24 protein-coding genes and 1 pseudogene are annotated in these 24,334 nt (G+C 66.7%); 21 read left to right on the plus strand and 4 right to left on the minus strand.

The genetic code is table 11. The features are described 5' to 3' along the window. Positions 1-39: 39 nt before the first annotated feature. Together ACIQ1T_RS01130 and nhaA are read right to left on the minus strand one after the other, a co-directional pair. Entirely contained in the window at positions 40-2,694 is a 2,655-nt protein-coding gene (locus tag ACIQ1T_RS01130) for a TonB-dependent receptor (RefSeq protein WP_395942647.1), read from the minus strand. Between the two features lie 262 nt (positions 2,695-2,956). Beyond that, positions 2,957-4,153, minus strand: a complete 1,197-nt coding sequence (gene nhaA, locus ACIQ1T_RS01135; protein WP_395942648.1) for a Na+/H+ antiporter NhaA — start codon at positions 4,151-4,153, stop codon at positions 2,957-2,959. A 228-nt stretch (positions 4,154-4,381) separates the two neighbouring features. Between nhaA and ACIQ1T_RS01140 the strand changes: the two genes are divergently transcribed. From ACIQ1T_RS01140 to ACIQ1T_RS01195, 12 genes are all read left to right on the plus strand, one after another. After that, entirely contained in the window at positions 4,382-5,794 is a 1,413-nt protein-coding gene (locus ACIQ1T_RS01140) for a protein adenylyltransferase SelO family protein (protein WP_395942649.1), read from the plus strand. A 118-nt stretch (positions 5,795-5,912) separates the two neighbouring features. Beyond that, positions 5,913-6,440: a DUF2975 domain-containing protein gene (locus ACIQ1T_RS01145; RefSeq protein WP_395942650.1), complete on the plus strand. Its 528-nt coding sequence runs from the start codon at positions 5,913-5,915 to the stop codon at positions 6,438-6,440. 8 nt (positions 6,441-6,448) lie between these two features. Beyond that, positions 6,449-6,676: a helix-turn-helix domain-containing protein gene (locus ACIQ1T_RS01150; protein WP_395942651.1), complete on the plus strand. Its 228-nt coding sequence runs from the start codon at positions 6,449-6,451 to the stop codon at positions 6,674-6,676. 194 nt (positions 6,677-6,870) lie between these two features. Further along, positions 6,871-7,287, plus strand: a complete 417-nt coding sequence (locus ACIQ1T_RS01155; protein ID WP_395942652.1) for a DoxX family protein — start codon at positions 6,871-6,873, stop codon at positions 7,285-7,287. 171 nt (positions 7,288-7,458) lie between these two features. After that, positions 7,459-7,941, plus strand: coding sequence for a MerR family DNA-binding transcriptional regulator (locus ACIQ1T_RS01160; RefSeq protein ID WP_395942653.1), 483 nt, complete (start codon positions 7,459-7,461; stop codon positions 7,939-7,941). Positions 7,942-7,944: 3 nt separating this feature from the next. After that, the gene (locus ACIQ1T_RS01165; protein WP_395942654.1) at positions 7,945-9,729 is read left to right on the plus strand and encodes an acyl-CoA dehydrogenase C-terminal domain-containing protein; all 1,785 of its coding nucleotides are present in this window, start codon (positions 7,945-7,947) and stop codon (positions 9,727-9,729) included. Positions 9,730-9,905: 176 nt separating this feature from the next. Beyond that, entirely contained in the window at positions 9,906-11,084 is a 1,179-nt protein-coding gene (locus tag ACIQ1T_RS01170; protein ID WP_395942655.1) for an acyl-CoA dehydrogenase family protein, read from the plus strand. Positions 11,085-11,189: 105 nt separating this feature from the next. Continuing rightward, positions 11,190-11,522 (plus strand): GIY-YIG nuclease family protein, encoded by a 333-nt coding sequence (locus ACIQ1T_RS01175; protein WP_395942656.1) that lies wholly within the window; start codon positions 11,190-11,192, stop codon positions 11,520-11,522. Positions 11,523-11,635: 113 nt separating this feature from the next. After that, positions 11,636-12,367, plus strand: coding sequence for a 16S rRNA (uracil(1498)-N(3))-methyltransferase (locus ACIQ1T_RS01180; protein WP_395942657.1), 732 nt, complete (start codon positions 11,636-11,638; stop codon positions 12,365-12,367). Between the two features lie 227 nt (positions 12,368-12,594). Continuing rightward, positions 12,595-13,956 carry a glutamate--cysteine ligase gene (locus ACIQ1T_RS01185; protein WP_395942658.1) on the plus strand — a complete coding sequence of 454 codons (1,362 nt, stop codon included), beginning with the start codon at positions 12,595-12,597 and terminating at the stop codon, positions 13,954-13,956. Positions 13,957-14,026: 70 nt separating this feature from the next. Further along, a complete protein-coding gene (locus ACIQ1T_RS01190) occupies positions 14,027-15,604 on the plus strand; it encodes an ATP-binding protein (protein WP_395942659.1) in 1,578 nt (525 codons plus the stop codon). 50 nt (positions 15,605-15,654) lie between these two features. Further along, positions 15,655-16,971 carry a retropepsin-like aspartic protease gene (locus ACIQ1T_RS01195; protein WP_395942660.1) on the plus strand — a complete coding sequence of 439 codons (1,317 nt, stop codon included), beginning with the start codon at positions 15,655-15,657 and terminating at the stop codon, positions 16,969-16,971. 16 nt (positions 16,972-16,987) lie between these two features. Here ACIQ1T_RS01195 and ACIQ1T_RS01200 read toward each other — a convergent pair whose 3' ends face one another. Continuing rightward, a complete protein-coding gene (locus ACIQ1T_RS01200; RefSeq protein ID WP_395942661.1) occupies positions 16,988-17,704 on the minus strand; it encodes a hypothetical protein in 717 nt (238 codons plus the stop codon). 233 nt (positions 17,705-17,937) lie between these two features. On the opposite strand from ACIQ1T_RS01200, the gene ACIQ1T_RS01205 reads away from it, so the two are divergent. The 8 genes and pseudogenes from ACIQ1T_RS01205 to ACIQ1T_RS01240 all read left to right on the plus strand — a co-directional run bounded on the left by ACIQ1T_RS01205 (position 17,938) and on the right by ACIQ1T_RS01240 (position 22,775). Next, positions 17,938-18,183, plus strand: coding sequence for a type II toxin-antitoxin system ParD family antitoxin (locus ACIQ1T_RS01205; RefSeq protein ID WP_395942662.1), 246 nt, complete (start codon positions 17,938-17,940; stop codon positions 18,181-18,183). After that, positions 18,183-18,503, plus strand: a complete 321-nt coding sequence (locus tag ACIQ1T_RS01210; RefSeq protein WP_395942663.1) for a type II toxin-antitoxin system RelE/ParE family toxin — start codon at positions 18,183-18,185, stop codon at positions 18,501-18,503. The genes ACIQ1T_RS01205 and ACIQ1T_RS01210 overlap by 1 nt, the downstream gene beginning before the upstream one ends. Continuing rightward, positions 18,500-18,631: pseudogene (locus ACIQ1T_RS01215) on the plus strand (DUF72 domain-containing protein); the annotation flags it as partial. The gene ACIQ1T_RS01210 and the pseudogene ACIQ1T_RS01215, both read left to right, overlap by 4 nt. Positions 18,632-18,760: 129 nt before the next feature. Next, complete coding sequence (locus tag ACIQ1T_RS01220) at positions 18,761-19,108, plus strand: barstar family protein (RefSeq protein ID WP_395942664.1); 348 nt, start codon at positions 18,761-18,763, stop codon at positions 19,106-19,108. Between the two features lie 104 nt (positions 19,109-19,212). Next, positions 19,213-19,962, plus strand: coding sequence for a DUF72 domain-containing protein (locus ACIQ1T_RS01225; protein WP_395942665.1), 750 nt, complete (start codon positions 19,213-19,215; stop codon positions 19,960-19,962). Positions 19,963-20,037: 75 nt separating this feature from the next. Then, on the plus strand, positions 20,038-21,099 hold the full coding sequence (locus ACIQ1T_RS01230) for an NAD(P)-dependent alcohol dehydrogenase (protein ID WP_395942666.1): 1,062 nt from the start codon (positions 20,038-20,040) through the stop codon (positions 21,097-21,099). 133 nt (positions 21,100-21,232) lie between these two features. Further along, entirely contained in the window at positions 21,233-21,958 is a 726-nt protein-coding gene (gene phbB, locus ACIQ1T_RS01235; protein ID WP_395942667.1) for an acetoacetyl-CoA reductase, read from the plus strand. A gap of 100 nt (positions 21,959-22,058) precedes the next feature. After that, positions 22,059-22,775, plus strand: a complete 717-nt coding sequence (locus ACIQ1T_RS01240; protein WP_395942668.1) for a DUF4908 domain-containing protein — start codon at positions 22,059-22,061, stop codon at positions 22,773-22,775. On the opposite strand, the gene gloB is transcribed toward ACIQ1T_RS01240, so the two are convergent. After that, a complete protein-coding gene (gloB, locus tag ACIQ1T_RS01245) occupies positions 22,765-23,493 on the minus strand; it encodes a hydroxyacylglutathione hydrolase (protein ID WP_395942669.1) in 729 nt (242 codons plus the stop codon). The two genes, ACIQ1T_RS01240 and gloB, sit on opposite strands and share 11 nt — an antisense overlap. Before the next feature lie 45 nt (positions 23,494-23,538). Here gloB and ACIQ1T_RS01250 point away from each other — a divergent pair, with 45 nt between their 5' ends. Next, positions 23,539-24,285 carry a class I SAM-dependent methyltransferase gene (locus ACIQ1T_RS01250; protein WP_395942670.1) on the plus strand — a complete coding sequence of 249 codons (747 nt, stop codon included), beginning with the start codon at positions 23,539-23,541 and terminating at the stop codon, positions 24,283-24,285. Positions 24,286-24,334 lie beyond the last annotated feature (49 nt).

Below are 24,334 nucleotides of genomic sequence, written 5' to 3' on the forward strand. Positions count from 1 at the left end.
TTCCGCCCTGTCAGCCGGGGGCTCCGGGCGGTTGGACGATCAGTATTTCACCCGCAGCGTCACGCCGTAGGTGCGCGGCGCGCCGAGGAAGGCGCTGATGCCCTGGGTGTCGCGAGACTGGTCGTAGAAGGTGCCGTTAGGCTGGGCCGCCGTCTGGAAGGCCGTACCCTGGAGCGGCGAGTTGTAGGCCACCTGGACATATTCCTCGTCCGTCAGGTTCTGGGCCCAGACGTCCAGGGCCCAGCGTTCGTCCTCGGATCCGACGGTGACGCGACCGTTCACCACGGCGAACCCGTCCTGCATCTTGAACGGGATCAGGTCCGAGCCGGTGTTGTACTCGGTCATGTATTTGGCCGAGAGCGAGAAGCCGCCGCGCAGGCCGCCCCCCAGGGACCGGTCGAAGTTGACCGAGCCGGCCAGGGACCATTCCGGCGCGAACGACGGACGGGCGCCGGGCAGCAGCGACAGCTGCGGGAAACGGCCGGGGCTGGTCAGGTCGGCGGCGGTGAACGCGCCGTATTCCGCGTCCGTATAGGTGACGCCGGCGGTCAGGGTCAGGCCGTCCAGCGGCGTGAACCACATCATGTCGGCGTCGACGCCCTGGGTCTTCAGCTCGGGAATGGATTCGACCACGAAGGCCGTGCCCAGGAAGGTGTTGAGCTGGAAGTCCTCGAACTTCTGATTGAAGTAGGTGGCGTTCAGCAGCAGCTTGCGGTCCAGCAGGGTGGTCTTCAGACCCAGCTCGTAGCTGTCGACGGTCTCGGCCGGGAAATAGAGCGAGGCGTCCGGGGTCACCCCCGTCTGCACCCGATCCATGTTGTAGCCGAAGCCCTTGTAGCCGCGCGCATAGGAGCCGTAGAGCATGGCGCTGTCGTTCAGACGATAGGTCGCCTTGACCGTGCCGGACAGGACGCCGTCGTCATGCTCCTCGCTGATGCGGCGGTTGTCGTAGAGGACGTTGTTCCAGGGCAGGCATTGCGGGCCGATGACCGCGCTCGCGGCGGCCGCGCCGGCGGCGGGGCTGCCCAGGGCGGCGGTGAAGGCGCCGACGATCACCGCCTGGTTGCCCAGGACGGCGGCGCACGAGGCGCCATTGCCGTTGACGTTGTCCTGCAGGCCCAGCAGCCGCTTCTTGTCGAGCGTGTAGCGCAGACCCAGGGTCAGTTCGAACTGGTCCGTCACCCGCCAGGTGTTGTTGGTGAACAGGGCCAGGGTTTCGGACCTCTGGCTGTAGTGGTCGACCACGCCCTGACCGACGATGTTCAACGGCGCGCCCGGCAGGGGCGGCGCCAGGGGACTGCCGGCGACGCAGCCGATCAGATACTGGGCGCGGGCCGCCGCCGGAAGCAGGGCGTAGTTGCCCGAGAAACAGCCCAGTCGCGCCGGGCTGGGGGCGATGGCGCCGCCCGTCTGGGCCGCCAGGCTGGAGGTCAGCAGCAGCGACAGGAAGGGGTTGTAGTCGGCGCCCAGATAGAAGGTGTCGTCCCGGCCGATATTCTCCAGCGAGGCGTAACCGCCGACCAGCCAGTCGAACTTGTCGCTGGTTCCGGCCAGGCGAAGCTCCTGGGTCAGGTTGGTCAGGTCGTAGCCGTATTCGCCGTTCGGCGGACGATACAGGATGTCTGCGCCCGTATAGTCGATGTCATGGCCGTTGACCGTCGACCAGTCGCGATACGAGGTGACGCTGGTCAGGACCGCGTTCCAGGACTGGATGTCGATATTGGCCTCGGCCGACAGACCCATGTCCTCCATCACCTGGTCGGTGTCGCGGTTGGCGTAGGCCTGGCGCGAGAAGGGCACGCGGCCGTCGCCGGCCCCTTGCGCCGCCGTGCCGGGTCCGTTGGGCGCCGTCAGGGCGTTGATGATGGCGGCGGTCGGGCTGGACCGGGTGACGACGCCGGTGCAGCAGTATTCGTCGCGCTTCGAATAGTCGGCGATGATGCGGATCGAGGCGCTGTCCGACGGCTGGATCAGCAGCTGGCCGCGCGCGGTCCAGAAATTCTGGTTGGCGTCTTCGGTATTGGCGCGCGGACCGTCGCCGGTGTCCACATTATAGAAGCCGTCGCGCTGGCGGGCGGCGACATACAGACGGCCGGCGATCTGGTCGCTGATCGGGCCGGTGACCGACCCCGACACGCCCCAGGCGCCATAGTTGCCGGCGGTCGCCTCGACGTCGATCCCCGGGGTGAAGGACGGCAGGGCGGTGATGATGTTGATGACGCCGGCCGAGGTGTTCTTGCCGAACAGGGTGCCCTGCGGCCCCTTCAGCACCTCGATGCGGCTGAGCTCGCCCAGGTCGCCGAAGCCGACGCCGTTGCGCGAGCGGAAGACGCCGTCAATGACCACGCCGACCGAGGATTCCAGACCCGGGTTGTCGCCGACCGTGCCGACGCCGCGAATACGGGCGGTGGTCGAGGCTTCCGACTGGGTCGAGGTGACCGTCATGCCGGGGGTCAGGATCTGCAGATCCTTGATGTCGCGGACGCCGGCGTCCTGCAGCACTTCCTGCGACAGCGACGTGACCACGACGGGCACGTCCTGCAGGCTCTGCTCGCGCAGCTGGGCGGTGACGATGATGTCATCCACCGTGCTCGGCGCCTCCTGGGCGGCGGCCATTCCGGCGAAGCCGAAGACGGCCGCGCCGACGACGGCGGCGGACACGGTTGTCCTGAGATAGCGGTTAGTTTGGCGCACGAAGCGTCCTCCCGGCTCTGAGGCCCGGTCGCGCGGGGCGACCGCGGCGTTTCCTTGTTCCCATTCGGCCCGCCTCTACGTGGAGACGCGCTCAATACCGGAGAGGCTAAGCCCGCTTCGGGCCGGGCGACAAGCAACCGTTGTTACCCGCGACGATTTTTCGCCGCAGTTCGACCCTCGTGTGACAAGGAAGAGACAGAAAATCCTGACCCTAGGTCAGTATTCGCACAGTTTTCCCCATGCTGCAGCGCGGCGTGAGGGACTATTCCCCCTCGACGACGGCCGGCTTGCTGCGTCCGGCCATGCCCAGGACGATCGCCGCCGCCACCGCCGACAGGATCGACCCGCCGATGACGCCCAGCTTGACCTCGACCTGTTCGGGCGAATCCACCGCGCCCGGGAAGGCCAGGACGCCGATGAACAGGCTCATGGTGAAGCCGACCCCGCACAGCAGGGCCACCCCATAGACCTGCAGCCAGGAGGCGTCGGTCGGCCGGGCGCCGATCTTGAGCGCCGAGGCCAGCCAGGCGGCCCCGAAGACCCCCACCTGTTTGCCGAAGAACAGACCCAGGGCGATGGCGATCACCAGGGGGGCGAAGGCCTGGTCCAGCGTCAGGCCGGCGAAGGAGACCCCGGCCTTGGCGAAGGCGAACAGGGGCAGGACCAGGAAGGCGTTCCACGGATGCAGGTCGTGGATCGCCTCCTTCAGCGGGCTCTGGCGGTCTTCGTTGCGGGCCTTGATCGGCACGATCATGGCGAAGGCCACGGCGGTCAGGGAGGTGCTGAGCCCCGCCTCGACCGTCAGATACCAGACCGCCGCGAAGCCGATGACCCAGAAGGGGGTCGGGATGCGGATCCGGTGCGCGACCAGACCGCCGACCACCAGCAGACCCGCGACCCAGGCCAGGGGAAGCCAATCCACGCCCTGACTGAACAGGACGGCGATCAGGGCGATGGCGCCCAGGTCGTCGACGATGGCCAGGGTCAGCAGGAAGACCCGCAGCGACGACGGCAGTCCCTTGCCGACGAAGCCGAAGACGGCCAGGGCGAAGGCGATGTCTGTGGCCAGAGGAATGGGCCAGCCCTGGTGCGGCGCCCCGATCAGTCCCGACAACAGCAGATAGACCGCCGCCGGCCCGGCCATGCCGCCCAGCGCCGCCAGAACGGGTGTCGCCAGCTTCTTCGGATCCGACAGCTCGCCACGCACGATCTCGTATTTGATCTCCATCCCCACCACGAGGAAGAAGATCGCCATCAGGCCTTCCTTGATCCAGTCCGAGATGGTCTCGTCCAGCCGGATCGGGCCGATCTGCAGGATGTGGTGGCTCTTCAGCCAGGCGAAATAGTCGGCCGACCAGGGCGAGTTGGCGACCAGGACGGCGGCGATCGCCGCCAGGGCCAGGGCCGAACCGGAAGCGGCCTCGGTCTTGAGGAAGTCGAGCGTAAGTTTGCGCGCCACGGCGGCTCTCCACTTGGAAACAAGGATTGCTGTCGTGACGCCAGGTTATCGACGGGCGTCGGACCGGATTCGCCGCCTCGCAAGGCAAGGGACGCCAGCCTGGCCGCCTGATCCATAAGATCGAAGCGACCTGATCTCTGGGTTCGATAATACGGTCCTATGCCAAAGGTTCAACCGAAACCGGCCCTGCGGCTTGCGAAAGCGGCGCGGGCGGCGCACCTGAGCCCCATGCCGCCCTCCTCCGCCTACCGCCCCGAACCACGCTTCTTCGACCTGGGTCCGGACTATGCCGACGCCGTTGCGGCGGCCGATTTTCCAGAGACCATCCTGCGCTACCGCAACGACCGCGCCGCCGGCCAGGTGGGGCTGGAGGGGCTGAGCGACGCCGAATGGATCGCCCATTTCGGCCGGTTCCAGCCCCTGCCCGGCCAGCCGGGTCCGGTCGCCATGCGCTATCACGGGCACCAGTTCCGCCAGTACAATCCCGACCTGGGCGACGGGCGCGGCTTCCTGGCGGCCCAGATGCGGGACGCCTCCGGCCGCCTTCTGGATCTCGGCACGAAAGGTTCAGGCCAGACGCCGTGGTCGCGCAACGGCGACGGGCGGCTGACGCTGAAGGGCGGGATGCGCGAGGTTCTGGCGGCGACGATGCTGGAGACCCTGGGCGTCCCGACCAGCCGCGCCTTCTCCCTGATCGAGACCGGCGAGGCGCTGGAGCGGGGCGACGAACCCTCGCCCACCCGCTCCGCCGTCCTGGTGCGGCTGCAGCACTCCCACGTCCGGTTCGGGACCTTCCAGCGCGCCGCCTATTTCAAGCGAACGGACCAGATCGAGACCCTGATCGAACACGTCCGCACACTCTATCACCCGTCCGTCGCGACCGGCGACGTCCCCGGCCTGATGACCGCCATCGTCGAGGCCTCGGCGAAACTGACCGCCCGCTGGATCGCCGCCGGCTTCGTCCACGGGGTGCTGAACACCGACAATCTGAACGTCACGGGCGAGAGCTTCGACTATGGCCCCTGGCGCTTCCTGCCCCACTATGACCCGCAGTTCACCGCCGCCTATTTCGACCACGGCGGCCTCTACGCCTTCGCCCGCCAGCCCGAGGCGGTGTTCTGGAACCTGACCCAGCTGGCCAGTTGCCTGGCCCTGGTCTCGGACGCCAAGAGTCTGGCCGACGCCTTGAACGGGTTCGGCCCCGCCTATATCCGCGAACTGCGCGCCGCCTTCCTGATGCGGCTGGGGGTTCACAGCCTGGGCGAGGCGGCGGACCAGAGGCTGGTCGACGCCACCCTGGGCCTGATGCGCGAGGCTGGGGCGGACCTGCGCTGGGAGCCCGTCTTCTTCGACTGGTTCGGCGGTTTCGCCTCCTCGGCCCGCGCCCTGTCGGGACCGCGCGCCAGACTGTACCAGGGCGAGGCCTTCGACGTGTTCCGCTTCGCCCTGATGGAGCACGCGCCCGACCGGATCGAACGGCTGGAGCATCCGATGTTCGCCGCCCGCGAACCGGAGGAGATGCTGATCGACGAGGTCGAGGCGATCTGGGCCGCCATCGACGCCGACGACGACTGGGCGCCCTTCCACGCCAAGCTGGAGCGGCTGGAGGCGGCGAGGCTCGCCTGGGGCTTCACCGGCTGAGCCGAACCTTACGAAAGCTTCATCTCGTTTATCGATAATGTTCTTGCTCGTTTATCGATAAATCCATATCGATAGTCACGAAGGCGCTGCGGAGGGCGGCGCCACGGAGGGCTATCCAATGAAACTGGTCGGCAAATATTCCATCGCCAGCGCCCTGCGCTGGTTCCTGGGCTTCATCAATGTCTTCGTGATGCTCGGCGCCCTGGCCTCGGGCCTTGCGCTGATCGCCAGCCTGGTTTTCCCCAGCTTCGGCGCAGGACTGATCGACGGGCTGCGCGGCGCGTCGGCCGATCCGGAATCCACGTTTGAAATAACGGGGCGTCTGACCCTGCTGGGCGCCTTCCTGGCCTGCGCCCTGACCTGGTGGGTCATCAACCGGCTGAGAGCCATCCTGCTGTCCGTCAATCGGGGCGACGCCTTCGAATTCGCCAACGTCAAACGGCTGCAGGCCGTGGGCCTGGGCCTGCTGGGCATCCAGCTGACCGCCATGATGCTGGCCGTAGTCGCGCCCCAGTCCATCGGCCAGTCGCCGACCGACTACGAGTTCAGCCTGGGCTCCTGGCTGGGGATCCTGGTGGTCTTCATCCTGGCCGAGGTCTTCCGCCAGGGCTCGGCCATGCGCGACGAACAGCTGACCACGGTCTGAGGCGCGCCATGATCATGATCCAGCTGGACCGACTGCTGCTCGAGCGCCGCATGTCCCTGACCGAACTGTCCGACCGGGTCGGCGTGACCCTGGCCAATCTGTCGATCCTCAAGACCGGCAAGGCCCGCGCCGTCCGCTTCTCGACCCTGGACGCCCTGTGCCGCGAACTGGATTGCCAGCCCGGCGACCTGATCGTCCAGGCGCCGGGGCCGCAGCCGGACGACGGCCACGACTGAAGTCCTCCGCACACGTTGCATCGGCGGCGCGAATCGGGCCACTCGCGCCGCCCTTGAAACATTAAGTCATCAACTGATGTCATCCGCTGATGTCATCGCCTGATGACAAATACGAAAAGCCGCGCTATATCCCCCCTTGCGAACGGAGCCGAGCAATCCGATATCGCGGCTGTTACGAATTAGGCCCCTCCCCGATGACCACCACCACTCTCCCCGTCGCCCAGGCGCGCAGCCGCGCCGCTTACAAGAACATCAGCCTGTGGACGCTGCAGGGCTGGATCGCGATGTTCTTCATCGCCGCCGGCTACGCCAAGCTGACCGAGCCGATGACCAATCTCATCACCCTGATGGGTTGGCCCGCCGTCGCGCCCGAGAACATGGTGCGCGGCCTGGGCGTGGTCGAACTGGTCCTGGCCCTGGGCATGCTGGCGCCGCTGATTTCCTGGCGCGTCGGTCGCCCGCTCCTGCTGACCGCCGCCTCGGGCCTGATCGTGCTGGAGACCACCATGCTGATCATTCACGGCCTGAGCCAGGACATCGGTCTGGCCGTGGTCAATCTTGTGCTGCTGGCCTTCACCGTCCCGGTGCTGCTGGGCCGCCGCAAGGCCTGACCCGAAAGAGATCGATCGCCGGGGCCTCTCCCCCCTCACCCCGGCGTGTCGCGCCCGGAGCCTCCCCCAAGGCTCCGGGCTTTTTCTTGCCTGAAGACCTGCGACGAAAAGCTTACCCTTACGCGCACGTAAACTCTTCCCTTTACGCACACGTCAAGTTATGGAGTCGGCATGGCCACCGCCGACGACCACCGCACCTACTCCATCCGCCAGCTGTGCCGCGAGTTCGACGCCACGGCGCGGGCGCTGCGTTTCTACGAGGACAAGGGTCTGCTGACCCCGGCCCGCAAGGGACAGACGCGCGTCTATGACGCCCGCGACCGCGCCCGGCTGAAACTGATCCTGAGGGGCCGCCGCATCGGCTTCACCCTGCAGGAGATCCAGGAGATGCTGGATCTGTACGACCGCAAGGACCACAACGTCCATCAGATGGCCGTGGCCCTGCGCCGTCACCGCGCCCAGATCGAGGCGCTGAAACAGCAGCTGGAAGACATCGAGGGCGCCATCCAGACGGCGGAAGACGCCTGCGCCTGGATGGAGTCCAAACTGGGCGAACACCGCCCCGACCTTCTGCCTGGGGCGGAAGACTATGAGCGCCTGCTCAAGTCGCGCCTCAACCACGACCACCAACACCCTTTCAAAGCGAGAGCCTGATTCATGGCCTATAAGTCGCCCGTCCGTGACTTCACCTTCATCCTGAATGAAGTGCTGGAAATCGACCGCTACACCAACCAGCCGGGCTTCCAGGACGTCTCGTCGGACCTGATCGGCCAGATCCTGGAAGAAGGCGCGAAGTTCGCCGACGAGGTCATCGCCCCGATCAACAATCCGGGCGACAAGGAAGGCTGTCACTGGGCCGAGGGCGGCGTGGTGACCGGTCCCAAGGGCTGGAAGGAAGCCTACAAGGCCATGTCCGAAGCCGGCTGGATGGCGCTGGCCGCCGATCCGGAATACGGCGGTCAGGGCATGCCCAGCGTCGTGGCCTCGGCCTTCGGCCAGATGACCGCCGGCGCCTCGGCCGCCTTCTCCATGTATCCGGGCCTGACGGCCGGCGCCTATGCCGGCATCCACGCCAACGCCTCGGACGAGCTGAAGCAGAAATATCTGCCGAAGATGGCGACCGGCGAATGGTCGGGCACGATGAACCTGACCGAGCCCCAGTGCGGCACGGACCTGGGCATGGTCCGCACCAAGGCCGTGCCGAACGGCGACGGCTCCTATTCGATCACCGGCCAGAAGATCTGGATCTCGGCCGGCGAGCACGACTTCGCCGACAACATCATCCACACCGTCCTGGCCCGCGTCGAAGGCGCGGTTCCGGGCATCAAGGGCCTGAGCCTGTTCGTCGTGCCAAAGTTCCTGGTCAACGAGGACGGCTCGCTGGGCGAGCGCAACACGCTGGAATGCGCCGGCCTCGAGCACAAGATGGGCATCCACGGCAACGCCACCGCCGTGATGCAGTACGACGGCGCCAAGGGCTGGCTGATCGGCCAGGAAGGCCGCGGCATGAACAATATGTTCGTGGTGATGAACGAGGCCCGCCTGGGCACCGGCCTGCAGGGCCTGGCCATCGGCACCGCCGCCTATCAGGCCGCCGTCGAGTTCGCCCGCGACCGCCTGCAGGGCCGCAGCCTGACCGGACCGAAAAACCCGGATGGCCCCGCCGACTCCATCATGGTCCACCCCGACGTGCGCCGGATGCTGCTGGAGTCCAAGGCCTTCGTCGAAGGCGGCCAGGCCTTCATCCTGTGGACCGCGCTGCAGGCCGACCTCGAGAAGTCGGAAGACGAGGCCGTCGCCACAAAGGCCAAGGACTACATGGGCCTGCTGACCCCGGTGCTGAAAGCCTATCTGACCGACAAGGGCTTCCATGTCGCCTCGCTGGGCATGCAGGTCCACGGCGGTTCGGGCTATACCGAACACTTCATGGCCTCGCAGTATCTGCGCGATGCGCGCATCACCATGATCTACGAGGGCACCAACGGCATCCAGGCCCTGGACCTGGTCGGCCGCAAGCTGCCGGCCAACGGCGGCCGCGCCATCATGAGCTGGTTCTCGGACATCGACGCCTTCGTCGCCGACAATGGCGCCAACGAGGCTATCAAGCCCTTCGTGGACGGCCTGGCCGACGCCAAGAAGAAGCTGCAGGACGGCACCATGTGGCTGATGCAGAACGGCATGGCCAACCCGGACAACGCCGGCGCCGCCTCGACCGACTATCTGAACATCTTCGGCCTGACCGCCCTGGCCTATATGTGGGCCCAGATGGCCAAGGTCGCCCAGGCTCAGGTCGAGGCCGGTTCGACCGACCCCTATTACGCCACCAAGCTGCAGACCGGCCGCTACTTCGTCGAGCGCATCCTGCCCGACGCCGAGGCCCATCTGAAGAAGCTGAAGACCGGCGCCGACGTGTTGATGGCCATGCCGGCCGAGGCCTTCTGATTACGGCGCACTGACGCCTCTCCCTCCCCCTGCGGGGGAGGGTGGTCGTCGCGAAGCGGCGACCGGGTGGGGAGGGCTCGGCGACACAAAGACCGAGCCCGTCCAGCCGGCCGCCCCCACCCGGCCGCTCCGCGGCCACCCTCCCCGTTCCGGGGAGGGAGAGCCAGGAAACGCTCATGAACGTGCTCAACAGCCCCGACCCCGATTTCATGCGCGAAGAGGAGATCAGCCTCTTCTCCGACAGCGTCGGCAAATGGATCGACGAGCACGCCCCGCCGGAAAAGGTCCAGCAATGGATCGCCGACTCCAGCGTCCCCCGCGCCCTGTGGAGCCAGGCCGGCGTCGACGGCCTGCTGGGCCTGTCCATGCCCGAGGAAGACGGCGGCATGGGCGGCGACTATCGGCACGAGGTGGTGCTGATGCGCCAGCTGGGCTGGAAGGGCGCGGACCATTTCGGCATCTCGCTGCACAACGCCATCGTCGCCCCCTACATCTGGCACTACGGCACCGAGGAGCAGAAGGCGCGCTGGCTGCCGCGCCTGGCCTCGGGCGAACTGGTCGGCGCCATCGCCATGACCGAACCGGGCGCCGGCTCGGACCTGCAGGGGGTCAAGACCACGGCGGTCAAGTCGGGCAACGGCTATGTCGTCAACGGCTCCAAGACCTTCATCACCAACGGCCAGCTGGCCAATTTTATTATCGTGGTCGCCAAGACCGACCCGGCCGAGGGCGCCAAGGGCACCTCCCTGATCGTGGTCGAGACCGACGGGGCGCCCGGAGAAAACGTGGAAGGCTTCGAGCGCGGCCGGAACCTGCACAAGATCGGCATGGAGGGGAACGACACCTCCGAACTCTTCTTCAATGACGTGAAGGTCCCCGGCGACAACATCATCGGCGGCGCCGAGGGCCAGGGCTTCGTCCAGCTGATGCAGCAACTGCCGCAGGAACGGCTGAACATCGCGGTCCAGGGCGTCGCCGCCGCCGAGCGCGGGCTGGAGACCACCCTGGCCTATGTCAAGGAACGCAAGGCGTTCGGCAAACGGGTGATCGATTTCCAGAACACCCAGTTCAAACTGGCCGAGGTGAAGACCAAACTGACCGTCGCCAAGGTCTTCGTCGACCACTGCATCGGCCTGCACCTGCAGGGCAAGCTGGACGCCGCCACGGCCTCGATGGCCAAATACTGGGTCACCGACATCCAGGGCGAGACGATAGACGAGATGCTGCAACTTCACGGCGGCTACGGCTATATGAACGAATACGCCATCGCCCAGCTCTACAAGGATGCGCGGGTGCAGCGGATCTACGGCGGGACGAACGAGATCATGAAGCTGCTGATCGCCAGAACCCTCTAGGCCCTTGTCATCCCCGACGAAGCGAAGCGGAGATCGGGGACGGGGAAGGGACGCCACTTGACCACTCCCGGACAACCCGCAAGGGTTGAGCCGGGAGACCGGACGATGCCCAGACAATTCTATGTCTATCTGCTCGCCAGCGGCCCCTGCGGCTATCTATACGTCGGCGTGACCAACGACATCGTGCGCCGCGTCGCGGAGCATAAGTCCGGGCTGATCCCCGGCTACACGGCGGAACGCGGCATCGACCAGCTCGTCTGGTTCGAGACCCATCAATACATCGATCAGGCGATCCTGCGTGAGAAACGGATCAAGCGGTGGTTGCGCGAATGGAAGTTCGCCCTGGTTGAAAAGGACAACCCGCGTTGGCTCGACCTTTACGGCGAGGTGCGGGCCAGGGCTCAGCCCGGTTCGGCTGCGCCGACCGGGCTGGGTTAGATTGGGGCTGCGTCCCGTCCCGGCTCTCCGCTGCGCTGCGGCCGGGATGACAAGCACCAGGCTGTCGTTTCGGTCGGGATGACAAGGGCTGGGGTTCAGGTCATTTAGAGACAATGATCCGCCTGCACGTCACATCCCCCCTCGCCCCCGCCGCCCCCGTCGCCCCGACGCTGGACCAGTCGCGCTATCTGACCCAGGTCATGCGGCTGAAGCTCGGCGACGACCTGCTGGTCTTCAACGGCCGCGACGGCGAGTGGCGCGCCTCGGTCGCCGAAATCCTGAAGAAGGGCGTCATCCTGCGCGCCGAGGAGCAGGTGCGGCCCCAGACCACAGCCCCCGACCTGGAACTGATTGTCGCCGCGGTGAAGAAGGCCCGCGTCGAGACCATCGTCGAAAAGGCCGCCGAACTGGGCGCACGCCGGGTGCGGCTGGTCCTGACCAAGCGCACCAACGCCGACCGCATCCGGCTGGACCGACTGGACGCCATCGCCGAGGAGGCCGCCGAACAGACCGGCCGGATGGACGTGCCCGCCGTCGATGATCCGATCAAGCTGGACGCCCTGCTGGACGGCTGGGAGGCCGGACGCCGGCTGATGTTCTGCGACGAGACCGGGGGCGCGCCCGCCGTCTCCGCCCTGCGTGACGCGGGCGAGGGGCCCCAAGACCAAAAATGGTCGATTTTGATCGGCCCCGAGGGCGGTTTCTCGCCGGAAGAAGGCGAACGACTGCGGTCCCTGCCCTTCACCACCGCCGTCTCGCTGGGCCCGCGCATCCTGCGCGCCGACACCGCCGCCATCGCCGCCATGACGCTTTGGCAGGCGGCGGTCGGGGATTGGGAAAGATAGAATTTCTCCGCTCATCCCCGCGAAAGCGGGGACCCGGTGTTTTGGGCGAAAGCCGTCTGAAGACCAGAGATCAACGGCGATCCAAAGCACCGGAAATGCGAAAGAACCGGGTCCCTGCTTTCGCGGGGATGAGCGGATTTGTTTTGCCCCCTTGAGCCCGGCCCCATCCTCGCCCATCTAGCCGCGACACACGGTCGCTCGGAAACGCGCCGGAGAGGATCTGACGCATGACCGACAACGCGCCGCTGAGCCGGGACGTCCTCATCGAGGCCATGTCCAGAGGGATCAAGCCCAGGGACCAGTGGCGCATCGGCGCCGAGCACGAGAAGTTCGGCTTCGACAAGACCACCCTGGCCCGTCCCGCCTATGAAGGCCCCGGCGGCATCAAGGCCATGCTGGAGGGCCTGCAGCGGTTCGGCTGGGCCCCGGTCGAGGAGAACGGCGTCCTGATCGGACTGGAGCGTCGCAACGACGAGGGCTTCATCGCCTCGGTCAGCCTGGAGCCCGGCGGCCAGTTCGAACTGTCCGGCGCCCCGCTGAAGACCATCCACGACATCTGTTCCGAGACCGGCCAGCATCTGATGGAGGTCAAACAGGTCGCCGACCAGATCGGCGTCGGCTTCCTCGGCGCCGGTTTCGACCCGCTGTGGACCCGCGAAGACGTGCCGGTCATGCCCAAGGGCCGCTACGACATCATGCGCGCCTATATGCCCAAGGTCGGGTCGCTGGGCCTGGACATGATGCTGCGCACCTGCACCATCCAGGCCAATCTCGACTTCGACTCGGAAGCCGACATGGTGGCCAAGTTCCGCACCTCGCTGGCGCTGCAGCCGATCGCCACCGCCCTGTTCGCCTGTTCGCCCTTCACCGAGGGCCGCCCCAACGGCTTCCTGTCGGCCCGCGCCAATGTCTGGACCGACACCGACGCCGACCGCACCGGAATGCTGGGCTTCGTCTTCGAGGACGGTTTCGGCTTCGAACGCTACGCCGACTACGCCCTCGACACCCCGATGTATTTCGCCAAGCGCGACGGCAAATACGTCGACGCCTCGGGCCAGTCCTTCCGCGACTTCCAGGCCGGCAAACTGCCCGCCCTGCCCCGCGAATATCCGACCCTCAAGGACTGGAACGACCATCTGACCACCCTCTTCCCCGAGGTGCGGCTGAAATCCTATCTGGAGATGCGCGGCGCCGACGGCGGCCCGTGGAGCCGGATCTGCGCCCTGCCCGCCCTGTGGGCCGGGGTCCTGTACGACGCCCCGTCGCTGGCCGCCGCCTGGGATCTGGTCAAGGACTGGGACATCGCCGACCACGAGCGCCTGCGCCGCGACGTCACCCGCCTGGGCCTGAAGGCCGAGGTCGCGGGCCGCAGCGTGCGCGACATCGCCGTCGACCTGGTCAATATCGCCAAACAGGGCCTGAAGAACCGCGCCATGTTCTCGGGCGGCATGGTCGACGAGCGCGGCTATCTGTCGGAACTGGAAGACATCGCCGACAGCGGGATCACCCCGGCCGAGCGCCTGCTGGACCTGTATCACGGCGCCTGGCAGGGCGACGTGAAGCGGATCTACGCCGACTTTGCGTACTGACGGCAAGTATCCGGGAAGGCGTCCTTAACCAGGCAAGCGTTAGCTTGGGGCTGTTCAACGGATTCGCCTCATGACCAGCCTGCCGCTCGCCGCCCCGTCTCCGTTCGACGCGGCGTCCGGCGTGGACATGGATATCCTGTTCGACGTGTCGCTGGACCTGATGGTGGTGCGGGAACTGGCCGGGCCGGTCATCAAGGCCAGCGCCTCCTGGTGCACCATCCTGGGTTATCAACCGGAAGAGATGGTCGGCATGATGCTGCCGTCCCTCGTCCATCCTGACGATTTAGCCGCCACCCATTTCAGCATCGACGAGGTCACCCACCGCAAGCCGGGCGACCCGGTCCTGGGTCAGGTCAATCGCTATCGCCACAAGGACGGCCACTACGTCACCGTCGAATGGCGCGCCCAGAGGTTCGGCGACCGCATCTTCGGCGTGGCCCGCGACGTGACCGAGAAGGTCGCCGCCGAAAAGGCCCTGATCGAGGCCAAGGCCGCCGCCGAGGCCGCCAGCCGCGCCAAGTCCGACTTTCTGGCCAATATGAGCCACGAGATCCGCACGCCCCTGAACGGGGTCATCGGCGTCGTCGACGCCCTGTCGCGGACCAGTCTGGATCCGGTCCAGGCCGAGATGGTGGCCCTGATCGCCAGTTCCGGCGTGACCCTGGAACGGCTGGTGTCCGACATTCTGGACGTCTCCAAGATCGAGGCCGGACTGCTGTCGCTGGAGACCCGCGCCTTCGACTTGGACGAGGCCTTGGCCGCCCCGCTGGACGTGATGCGACTGCGCGCCGAGGACAAGGGACTGGCCTTCCACATCGACCGCGCTCCCGAGGCGCGCGGCCTGTTCGTCGGCGACAGCACCCGCATCCGCCAGATCCTGACCAATCTTCTGTCCAACGCCGTCAAATTCACCGCCGAGGGCTCCGTCACCGTCCGCCTGTTCCTGGACCGGGATCCCGAGGGCGAGATCGAGCTGGCCATGGAGGTGGTCGACACCGGCGTCGGCTTCGACCCCGACCAGGCCGCCCAGTTGTTCGACCGGTTCAGCCAGGCCGACGCCACCATCACCCGCCGCTTCGGCGGCACGGGCCTGGGCCTGTCGATCTGCCGGTCCCTGGCCGAGATGATGGGCGGGCGGATCTCCGCCGCCTCGACGCCCGGCGTCGGCAGCCGGTTCAGCGTGCGCCTGCCCCTGACCCGTTCGATCTCTCTGGCCGACTACGACGCCCGCGAAAGGGTCGCCCCGGCCGCCGCCCCGCGACCTCAAAAGGCTCTGCGCGTGCTGCTGGCCGAGGACCACCCCACCAACCAGCGCGTGGTCCAGCTGATCCTCGACGGTCCCGGCATCGACCTGACCATCGTCGAGGACGGCGCCCAGGCCGTCGCCGCCTTCGAGGCCGAGAGCTTCGACCTGGTGCTGATGGATATGCAGATGCCGGTCATGGACGGCCTGACGGCGACGCGCGAAATCCGCCGTCTGGAGGCCGCCCGCGCCGCCAACGCCCACACCCCCATCGTCATGCTCAGCGCCAACGCCATGGCCGAACACCGTGACCAGGCCCTGGACGCCGGCGCCGACCTGCACGTGCCCAAGCCGATCACGGCCGCCAGCCTGCTGGCGGGGATACAGGCGGTGGTCGCAGCCTGAAACCTGGGCAAGAATGTATTTCAACTCGCACGGACATTCATGTCAGGTTCGTGCAAGCAAAAGTCTATCTCATATCCCGCACTGGTTTCGCGCCGCATGAAGGACAGACGATGGTTTTCCGCTCCCGCTCGCTTTCACTCGCGGCCTTCTGCGGGGCTCTGACCCTCTCGCTTCCCCTCTCCACCGTCGCCCAGACGCCCGACCCGCTCGGCTTATCGATTCCGATCGTGATCGATTTCGCAAAGGACCATACGCCCGTCCCTTATGAACTCGACCACAACCTGCTGTTCTTCAACGCCAGGATCGGCGACACTCCGGTCCGTGTCCTGCTCGACAACGGCGCGGGCTCCAGCCTCATCGACGAGACCCTGGCCCGCCGGCTCGGTTTCCAGACTGTTCCGCTGAACCAGTCCCTGATTGCGGTGGACGGGCAACAGCGGCCCCAGGTCCTGGCCCAACAGATCCCCTTCCGCATCCCCGGCCAGATCGATACGACGACAGCGATGCTGGTGGTCGATCTGAAGCCCATATCCGCCCACTTCGATCATCCGGTTGATGTCATCCTGGGATCGGAATTCTTCGCCCTTGCCATTGCGATCGACCGCGCGGCCGGGACAATCGCCTTCGCCCCCAGCGGTGTCGCCAACATTGAGGGCGCCACCACTATTCCTCTGAGTGCGGATGACATCATAGAGGCAGAGATCGCGGGTCAGCCGGTCAGACTCGCACTGGATCTCGGCGACAGCGGCGGCGCCAGCCTCTACACGGACGTCTTCGCCCGCATCCTTCCCGACGTCGAAACCGTGGAAGGCCAGTCCATGGGCGCCTTCGGAGGCCTGCATACCGTTCGGCGCGCCCAGGACGTTCCCACGACTTTGGGACAATTGGACCTGATTGGCCCGGTGTCTGAAGTCACGCGACTTCCGGGTAAAGCCGGAGTGGACGGCAGATTGGGCAGCACGATGTTCCTGCCGTTTACGGTGGTCTTCGACCGGACTGCAGGCAAGATCCTGCTGCAGCCGATCTTCAACGCCCCTCCGACCGCCCCGGTCGGACCGATGACGGCGGGGGAGATACGACGGCGCTGGACCACACTGATGGCCCGCCCGGCGTCCGAGATCATGGCCTCGCAAGAGACGTCCCTGCTGATCGACACGATGATGGCAGCCGCCGTGGCCTATCGCGCCAAGGTCCGGGAATCCGCAGCGGCCGGCGCGCCCCGCGCCTGCCCGCCGGAACAGGCCGACCTGTCGCCCGAAGACATCGTCGCCCGGATCGGCGCAATGTCCGAAGCGGAACAGGCCGAGGACTTTGGTGTGGTGCTGGGCCGCATCTTCGACGCCCGCTACCCCTGTCCGGCGGCCTGAGACGGGGCGCCGCGCCTCACGGCGCGGTATAGTCGGAACAGTCCGGCAGGGGCGCGTCCGGCCTATAGAGCGCAGAAGCAGGATCGAAGACGAAGCGGCGCTCGAAGCTGCATTTCGGATCGCGCGTCACGACCAGATCGGCCTCGGTCAGCGGCGACTGCTCCAGACTGTCCTCGGACCGTGACACCCCGCGCGGGAAGGCCGTGGCCGTCGTGACGTAATGCAGGACGGGCCATCCGCTCGCCGCGCGCTCGGCCGTCAGTTCCCCGGCGAATTCGTATTCGTCGTGACAGGCGCCGGCGCGCTGTTTCATGTCCGCCTCGCTGAAACAGGCGCGGATCATCAGCGCGCCCTTCAGCGGCACGGTCAGCACGGGATCGCCCTGGGCGTCCCCGGCAGCGTCGAGACGGTAGAGCCGCAGGGTCGAGGCGCTGCCGCCGCCGCCCGAATACATGCTCCGCACCTGCACCTCTATCCCGGCCAACGGACCGTCCGGCGTCCGGATCAGGCCCGGCCACGGCGCATAGGTCTCGCTGGAATAGGTCTCCTCCGACGCGGCGGCGGGCAGGTCGGCGGCGGCGCGCAGCATCGGCTGCGCCGTGTCGCCCTCGCCGGTCACCCCGATGCAGCGCGCGCCGTCCAGGGTGCAGGCCCGACCCGCTTCCGCCTTCAGGGGTTCGATCCCGGCGGGCGTCGACGGCAGGGCGGCGAGAATCAAGGCGACGGCGATCATGGCAGGCTCCGGGACGGGGGCTTGAACCCTGCCTCAGCCGCCACATCTAGACCAGAGCAGGAACTGCTGCGTCCGCGACTGACGCACTTGGCGGCTAGGGACCAGCCCCGCGGGCGCGGATTTCGGACATTTCGGACGGTTCGGACTCTGTTTTTCGCCCCCGTGCGTCTGAATTCTGACAAGGATTGACAAGGTTTGCCAAAACGCCACCTTCAAGGGGAAGGAGACCGACCATGGCCACGATGAATATCTCCCTGCCCGACCAGATGAAGGCCTGGGTCGAGGAACAGGCGAAATCCGGCCGCTACGCCAACGCCTCGGATGTCGTTCGCGACCTGATCCGGCAGGAACAGGTGAAGGCCGAAAAGATCGCCCACTGGCGCAGACTGATCGAGGAGGCCGACGCCAGCGGCGTGTCCGACCAGTCCCCCCGCGAAGTCATCGAGGAACTGCGGGCGCAACTGAAGCGCGCCTCCTGATGCTCCGCCTGAGCCGCAAGGCCCGAGCGGACCTGCAGCACGTCTATCTTCAGGGCGTCGAACTGTTCGGCGTGCGACAGGCGGACGCCTATATCGACGGCCTGCTGGCGGAGCTCGATCTGCTGACCGAGTTTCCGCGCATCGGTCTTGCACGGCCGGAGCTTGGCTCGGACACTTACGTCCTGTTCTACAAGAGCCACGCCCTGCTCTACCGTATCGACGATGAAACGGACGTGTTCGTCCGCCGGATCCGACACGGTCTTGAGGACTGGCAAAACGCTACGTCGGCGGACGACGCCGACACCGGAGAAGCCCCATGACCCACTCCATACATATCGGCATCGGCGGCTGGACCTTCGAGCCCTGGCGCGGGACCTTCTATCCCGAAGGCCTGGTCCAGAAGCGCGAGCTGGAATACGCCGCCTCGAAACTGACCTCGATCGAAATTCCCTTATAAGGTTCTACACTTTCTGAAACTCGCCCGGACCAATCACTCGAAGTCCACTTTGCAGCCGAGAGTCAATTTCCGCCTGCGACCCATTGCGAACATTCGCTGCTTCACGCGTATGGTGCGCTCATGAACACCACTATCGTTCCGATCCCAACCAACCTGATTTCAGATTGGCCTTCCTTCCATAAGGTCTTCGCGGAGGCTCTTGGCTTTCCCGCTTACTATGGCGCAAACATGGATGCGTGGATCGACTGCATGACATATGCGGACGAGCCAGAAGAGCAGATGCTGGCCAGAACGGTACGCCCAGGCGAGCTATTGACCCTCCAAATTGACGATACCTCGGACTTCGCTGTTCGTTGTCCCGAGCAGTTCAAAGCATTGGTGGAATGCACCGCGTTCGTTAATTATCGACGTGTCGAGATCGGAGGCAGACCTGTGCTCTCCCTGCTCATGTCTGGCTACTTTTCCTAGGCGCGAAATGACCGCTTCCCACCCCTCTCGGTCATTCGTCACGTCCGCTATCGGGTGGCAAGGTCGGGCTTTCTCTGCGATCAACACCCGACAGGAGGACTGCCATGGCAGGTGTAATTAGAGTTGGTGTTGGCGGCTGGACTTTCGAGCCCTGGCGCGGCACATTCTATCCATCCGGATTGCGTCAAAAAGACGAATTGTCCTTTATTTCCAATGAGTTACCTTCGGTCGAGATCAACGGCACCTATTATTCGACCTTCAAGCCGGACTCCTGGCGCAAGTGGCGCGACGAGACGCCCGAGGGCTTCGTCTTCGCGGTCAAGGCCAGCCGCTACTGCACCAACCGCAAGATCCTGTCCGAAGGCGGCGAAAGCTTCGACAAATTCCTGTCCCAGGGTCTGACCGAACTGGGCGACAAGCTGGGCCCGATCAACTGGCAGTTCATGGGGACCAAGAAGTTCGACCCCGAGGATTTCGAGGGCTTCCTGAAACTGCTGCCGAAGGAGAAGAACGGCGTCCGCCTGCGTCACGCCCTGGAGGTGCGAAACCCGACCTTCGCCACCGAACAGTTCTACGACCTGGCCCGAAAATATGGCGCGGCCATCGTCTATGCGGTCGATGACGAGGAGCCGACCTGGCCCCAGATCGACGAGGCCACTGCCGACTTCGCCTACGCCCGGCTGATGTCCAGCCGCGAGGACGAACCGACCGGCATGACCGCCGCAGAACTGTCCGCCGTCGCCGACCAGGCCAAGACCTGGGCGAGGCGCGGCGACGTCTTCGCCTATTTCATCTCGGGCGCGAAGGTGCGGAACCCGGCGGCGGCCCAGGCGCTGATCGCCACACTGAAATAGAGATCGCCGCCTTGCGGCCGACCGCCGCAGGTCACATCTGAAGCGCGCCCAAAGCAAAGCCTAAAAGGACTGCCCATGCCGATCGCCACACGCGCCTTCGCCGCGACCGCCGCCGACAAGCCGTTGACCCCCTACAGCTTCGAGCGCCGCGATCCCGGTCCGGACGACGTGCTGATCGACATCAAGTTCAGCGGCATCTGCCACTCCGACCTGCACATGGCCCGCAGCGAGACCGGCCCGGCCCATTATCCGCTGGTGCCCGGCCACGAGATCGCCGGCGTCGTGAAGGCGGTCGGCGCGAACGTCACCCGCTTCAAGGAAGGCGACCGCGTCGGCGTCGGCTGCATGGTCGACAGCTGCCGCGAATGTTCGTCCTGTCAGGAAGGTCTGGAACAGTATTGCGTGCCCGGCTTCACCGGCACCTACGGCGGCAAGGACAAGAAGGGCGGCACGGCCGAAGTCATCACCCAGGGCGGCTATTCCGACCACATCACGGTGGACCAGCATTTCGTCCTGTCCATCCCCGACAGCCTGCCGCTGGACGCCGCCGCCCCCCTGCTGTGCGCCGGCATCACCACCTATTCGCCGCTGAAGACCTGGGGCGTCGGCCCCGGCTCCAAGGTCGCGGTCATCGGCCTGGGCGGCCTGGGCCACATGGCGGTCAAACAGGCGGCGGCCATGGGCGCCGAGGTCACCGTCCTGTCCACCTCGGACCGCAAGAAGGCCGACGCCGAGCGGATGGGCGCCAAACATTTCCTGATCAGCTCGGACAAGGACGCGATGAAGGCGGCGGCGGAGAAGTTCGACCTGATCATCAACACCGTCTCCGCCACCCACGAGATCGCATCCCACACCCAGCTGCTGGCCCGCGACGGCACCATGGTCATGCTGGGCCTGACGACCGAGGGCCTGCCGGTCTTCGCCCTGCCCCTGCTGTGGCGTCGCCGCCGCATCGCCGGCTCGCTGATCGGCGGCATCGCCGAGACCCAGGAGATGCTGAACTTCTGCGCCGAGCACGGCATCGCCTGCGACATCGAACTGATCGCCCCGGAGCAGATCAACGAGGCCTATGAGCGGATGCTGAAGTCCGACGTCCGCTATCGCTTCGTCATCGACATCGAGAAGCTGGCCGCCTGATCTCCCTTCGTCGGGAGGACGCGACATCAAGCCCGGTTTCCGCAACGGAAATCGGGCTTGCCTGTGACAGACGCCCCGCTAAACCTTTGAACGACGGTCCGCACAGACGGGCATCACGGGACAGGGAAACATCATGGCGCGCGTGGCATTCGTGACCGGCGGCACCCGGGGCATCGGCCGGGCCATCGTCCAGCGGTTGAGCGAGGACGGGATCCGCGTCGCCGCCGGCTATTCCGGCAATGACGAAGCCGCCCTGGCCACGGCCAGGGCCCTGAACTGCATGGTGGTGAAGGGCAATGTCGGCAGCTTCGACGACTGCGCCCGCGCGGTGAAGGAGGTCGAGGCCGAGCTGGGTCCGGTCGACATCCTGGTCAACAACGCCGGCATCACCCGCGACGGCTTCTTCCACAAGATGAGCCACGACCAGTGGTCCGATGTGATCCGGGTCAATATGGACAGCGTCTTCAACACCACGCGCCAGGTCATCAACGGGATGCGCGACCGGGGCCACGGCCGAATCGTCAACATCTCGTCGATCAACGGCCAGAAGGGGCAGGTGGGCCAGACCAACTATTCCGCCGCCAAGGCCGGGATGATCGGCTTCACCAAGGCCCTGGCCCTGGAAAACGCCCGCAAGGGCGTGACCGTGAACTGTATCGCCCCCGGCTATATCGACACCGAAATGGTCGGGGCGATGGATCCCAAGGTGCTGGAATCCATCGTCGCCCAGATCCCCGTGGGCCGTCTGGGCAAGGGCGAGGAGATCGCCGACATGGTGTCCTGGCTGGTCGGCGAGCGTGCCGGATATGTCACAGGCTGCACACTCTCGCTGAACGGCGGTCAGTACCTGGTCGGGTGATCGCAGCTTCGCCTAAAATCCGCCGCGCGCCGGTTTCATCCACAGTCTCATGAAGTTGACGGAAACGGTCTGGGCGAAAAAATCGCCTCGCGTGACCGCGATGGCGTTCGCAGCCGTCGCGGCCGTGGGCCTGTCCGTGCTCGCGCCCGTCCTGCTGCCCGCCGACTGCCACGCCCAGAGCCGTCGCTCGGGGCCGCCGACCGCCCGCTATGTGTCGGGGACGGGTCAGGCCTTCGTGCTGGACACCTCCGGCTCGCGTCCGCTGATGCGGTTCGAACGCTCGACCGAGGTCTGGGTGCTGCGTCCCACCCCGGCGCCGCGCGGCGACATCATCTATCGCAACGACAACGGCGACCAGATCCTGCGCGTCACGCCCGACGGCGGCATGACCCTGTACACGACCAGCGCGCCTCAGGGCTCGCCGGTGTCCCGCGCCGGCGACGCCCAGGGCCTGGCCCGCGCCACCCTGAACGGCGCCCAGCTGGTCGACTATTTCATGCGCCAGAGCTACCGCGCCAGCCAGGCCCTCGGCCGGCTGATCGTCATCGACGTCGACATCCAGCCCGGCTCCGAGCAGCTGGCCGCCGACGCCGTCTCGGCCGCCAGCGACGCCATCGTCCGCATGGCGCGCTCGTCCAATCTGCGCGGCGAGGTCGATCGGGTGCGGCGCGTCGTCGTGTCCGACCAGGGTCGCCCGGCCGTGACCCTGAGCCAGGGCACGCTGCGGATCGTCATCGATCCCCGGGCCGGACTGGCGGGCCGGCCTTCTTCCGCGCGCATCGTCCGCGTGGTGGCGGACGACGTCCTCAGCCGCTGAAGCCGTCCTTGGCCGCCCGACGCGCGGCGAACTCGGCGACGTCGACCGCCCTCAGGAACGGATTGAACCTCAGCTCGGTCCCGATCGTCGTGGGCACGGTCGGCTCGCCCCGTTCCCGCGCCGCGAAGATCGCCTCGGCGTGAGCCTTCGTCTCGGGCCGGTCGTCCAGGCTCAGGGTGAAGCGCGCGTTCGACGCCGTATATTCGTGGGCGCACCAGATCACGGTCGCCTCGGGCCAGGCGGCCAGGATGCGCAGGCTGGCGAACATCTGTTCCGGCGTCCCCTCGAACAGCCGCCCGCACCCCAGGGCGAACAGGGTGTCGCCGACGAAGGCCAGATCGTCCGCGATCGAGCGAAACACCACATGGCCCAGCGTATGGCCAGGGGTCGCCGTCACCTCGAACCGGGTCTCGCCCACCATCACCACGTCGCCGTCGCCGACGACGCGGTCCAGCGGCGCGACGCGTCGCACCTCTTCCGGCCCCACGATCTCGCAGCCGGTCTCGGCCTTCAGCCGTTCGTTGCCCTCGGTATGGTCCGGGTGCCAGTGGGTGTTGAGGATCAGGTCCAGCCGCCCCCAGCCCAGCGCCTCCAGCTCTTCCAGAATGCGCGCCGCGTCGGGCGTGTCGATCGTGGCGACGACGCCGGTCGCCGCATCGCGGATCAGGAAGCCGTAGTTGTCGCTGCGGCACGGGAACAGGTGAACATCCAGGGTCATGACGACCTTCTAGCAGGGCGGCCCGGCCCGGCCTATGTTGAACCCATGCGGCGCAGCATCGACGATCTCCGAACCTTCTACGGCGAGCCGACCGGGGCGCTGGTGCGTCGCCTGCTGGCGCGACGGCTGGACGACGCCTGGGGCGAGGCGCCCGACTGCGACGTGCTGGGCCTCGGCTACGCCACCCCCTGGCTGGACGCCTTCGTCGGCGCCCGCCGCGTGGTCGCCGCCATGCCGGGCGGTCAGGGGGTCGAACAATGGCCCGTGGTCGGGCGCAACCGCACGCTTCTGGTCGACGACCGCCGCCTGCCCTTCGCCGCCGGTTCCTTCGACCGAATCCTGCTGGTTCATGCGCTGGAGGAGGCGGACGATCCCGCCGCCCTGCTGCTGGAGGCGGTGCGGGCCCTGGCGCCGACCGGCCGGATCATCCTGGCGGCGGCGGCGCGCGGCGGTCTTTGGGCGCGGGCCGAGAACACCCCCTTCGGGCACGGCCGCCCCTTCACCCGGGGCCAGCTGGAACGGCTGGTGCGCGAGGTCGGGCTGGAGCCGGCCGCCTGGTCCCAGACCCTGTACGTCCCGCCGTGGACGCCGCTGCTGCCTCTGGCCGATGGATTCGAACAGGTCGGGCGTCGTATCGCTCCGGGAACGGCGGGCGTGATCCTGCTGGAAGCCTCGCGCCAGGCCTATGCCCGCATCCGCCCCAGCGGCCACGCCCAACGGGCGCCGGCCAAGCCCGTCCTGACGCCCCAGCCCGCCGCCAATATCTCGCTGCGAACGCCCCGTCCTCGCTGATACGCCCCCCGCGATCCGACTGCTGACGGGGAGTTGAGCCCGTCCCATC

Source organism: Brevundimonas sp. (assembly GCF_044336875.1).
Lineage (GTDB): Bacteria > Pseudomonadota > Alphaproteobacteria > Caulobacterales > Caulobacteraceae > Brevundimonas.

What these genes read in the sequence shown, in the direction of transcription:
- ACIQ1T_RS01160 (WP_395942653.1), top strand. Translation starts at nt 7,459, where the DNA reads ATGGCCACCGCCGACGACCACCGCACCTACTCCATCCGCCAGCTGTGC.
- ACIQ1T_RS01190 (WP_395942659.1), top strand. Translation starts at nt 14,027, where the DNA reads ATGACCAGCCTGCCGCTCGCCGCCCCGTCTCCGTTCGACGCGGCGTCC.
- ACIQ1T_RS01230 (WP_395942666.1), top strand. Translation starts at nt 20,038, where the DNA reads ATGCCGATCGCCACACGCGCCTTCGCCGCGACCGCCGCCGACAAGCCG.
- ACIQ1T_RS01200 (WP_395942661.1), bottom strand. Translation starts at nt 17,704, where the DNA reads ATGATCGCCGTCGCCTTGATTCTCGCCGCCCTGCCGTCGACGCCCGCC.
- ACIQ1T_RS01220 (WP_395942664.1), top strand. Translation starts at nt 18,761, where the DNA reads ATGAACACCACTATCGTTCCGATCCCAACCAACCTGATTTCAGATTGG.
- gloB (WP_395942669.1), bottom strand. Translation starts at nt 23,493, where the DNA reads ATGACCCTGGATGTTCACCTGTTCCCGTGCCGCAGCGACAACTACGGC.
- ACIQ1T_RS01170 (WP_395942655.1), top strand. Translation starts at nt 9,906, where the DNA reads ATGAACGTGCTCAACAGCCCCGACCCCGATTTCATGCGCGAAGAGGAG.
- ACIQ1T_RS01150 (WP_395942651.1), top strand. Translation starts at nt 6,449, where the DNA reads ATGATCATGATCCAGCTGGACCGACTGCTGCTCGAGCGCCGCATGTCC.
- ACIQ1T_RS01145 (WP_395942650.1), top strand. Translation starts at nt 5,913, where the DNA reads ATGAAACTGGTCGGCAAATATTCCATCGCCAGCGCCCTGCGCTGGTTC.
- ACIQ1T_RS01165 (WP_395942654.1), top strand. Translation starts at nt 7,945, where the DNA reads ATGGCCTATAAGTCGCCCGTCCGTGACTTCACCTTCATCCTGAATGAA.
- ACIQ1T_RS01175 (WP_395942656.1), top strand. Translation starts at nt 11,190, where the DNA reads ATGCCCAGACAATTCTATGTCTATCTGCTCGCCAGCGGCCCCTGCGGC.
- ACIQ1T_RS01185 (WP_395942658.1), top strand. Translation starts at nt 12,595, where the DNA reads ATGACCGACAACGCGCCGCTGAGCCGGGACGTCCTCATCGAGGCCATG.
- ACIQ1T_RS01240 (WP_395942668.1), top strand. Translation starts at nt 22,059, where the DNA reads ATGGCGTTCGCAGCCGTCGCGGCCGTGGGCCTGTCCGTGCTCGCGCCC.
- ACIQ1T_RS01210 (WP_395942663.1), top strand. Translation starts at nt 18,183, where the DNA reads ATGCTCCGCCTGAGCCGCAAGGCCCGAGCGGACCTGCAGCACGTCTAT.
- ACIQ1T_RS01250 (WP_395942670.1), top strand. Translation starts at nt 23,539, where the DNA reads ATGCGGCGCAGCATCGACGATCTCCGAACCTTCTACGGCGAGCCGACC.
- phbB (WP_395942667.1), top strand. Translation starts at nt 21,233, where the DNA reads ATGGCGCGCGTGGCATTCGTGACCGGCGGCACCCGGGGCATCGGCCGG.
- ACIQ1T_RS01140 (WP_395942649.1), top strand. Translation starts at nt 4,382, where the DNA reads ATGCCGCCCTCCTCCGCCTACCGCCCCGAACCACGCTTCTTCGACCTG.
- ACIQ1T_RS01225 (WP_395942665.1), top strand. Translation starts at nt 19,213, where the DNA reads ATGGCAGGTGTAATTAGAGTTGGTGTTGGCGGCTGGACTTTCGAGCCC.
- ACIQ1T_RS01205 (WP_395942662.1), top strand. Translation starts at nt 17,938, where the DNA reads ATGGCCACGATGAATATCTCCCTGCCCGACCAGATGAAGGCCTGGGTC.
- ACIQ1T_RS01155 (WP_395942652.1), top strand. Translation starts at nt 6,871, where the DNA reads ATGACCACCACCACTCTCCCCGTCGCCCAGGCGCGCAGCCGCGCCGCT.
- ACIQ1T_RS01180 (WP_395942657.1), top strand. Translation starts at nt 11,636, where the DNA reads ATGATCCGCCTGCACGTCACATCCCCCCTCGCCCCCGCCGCCCCCGTC.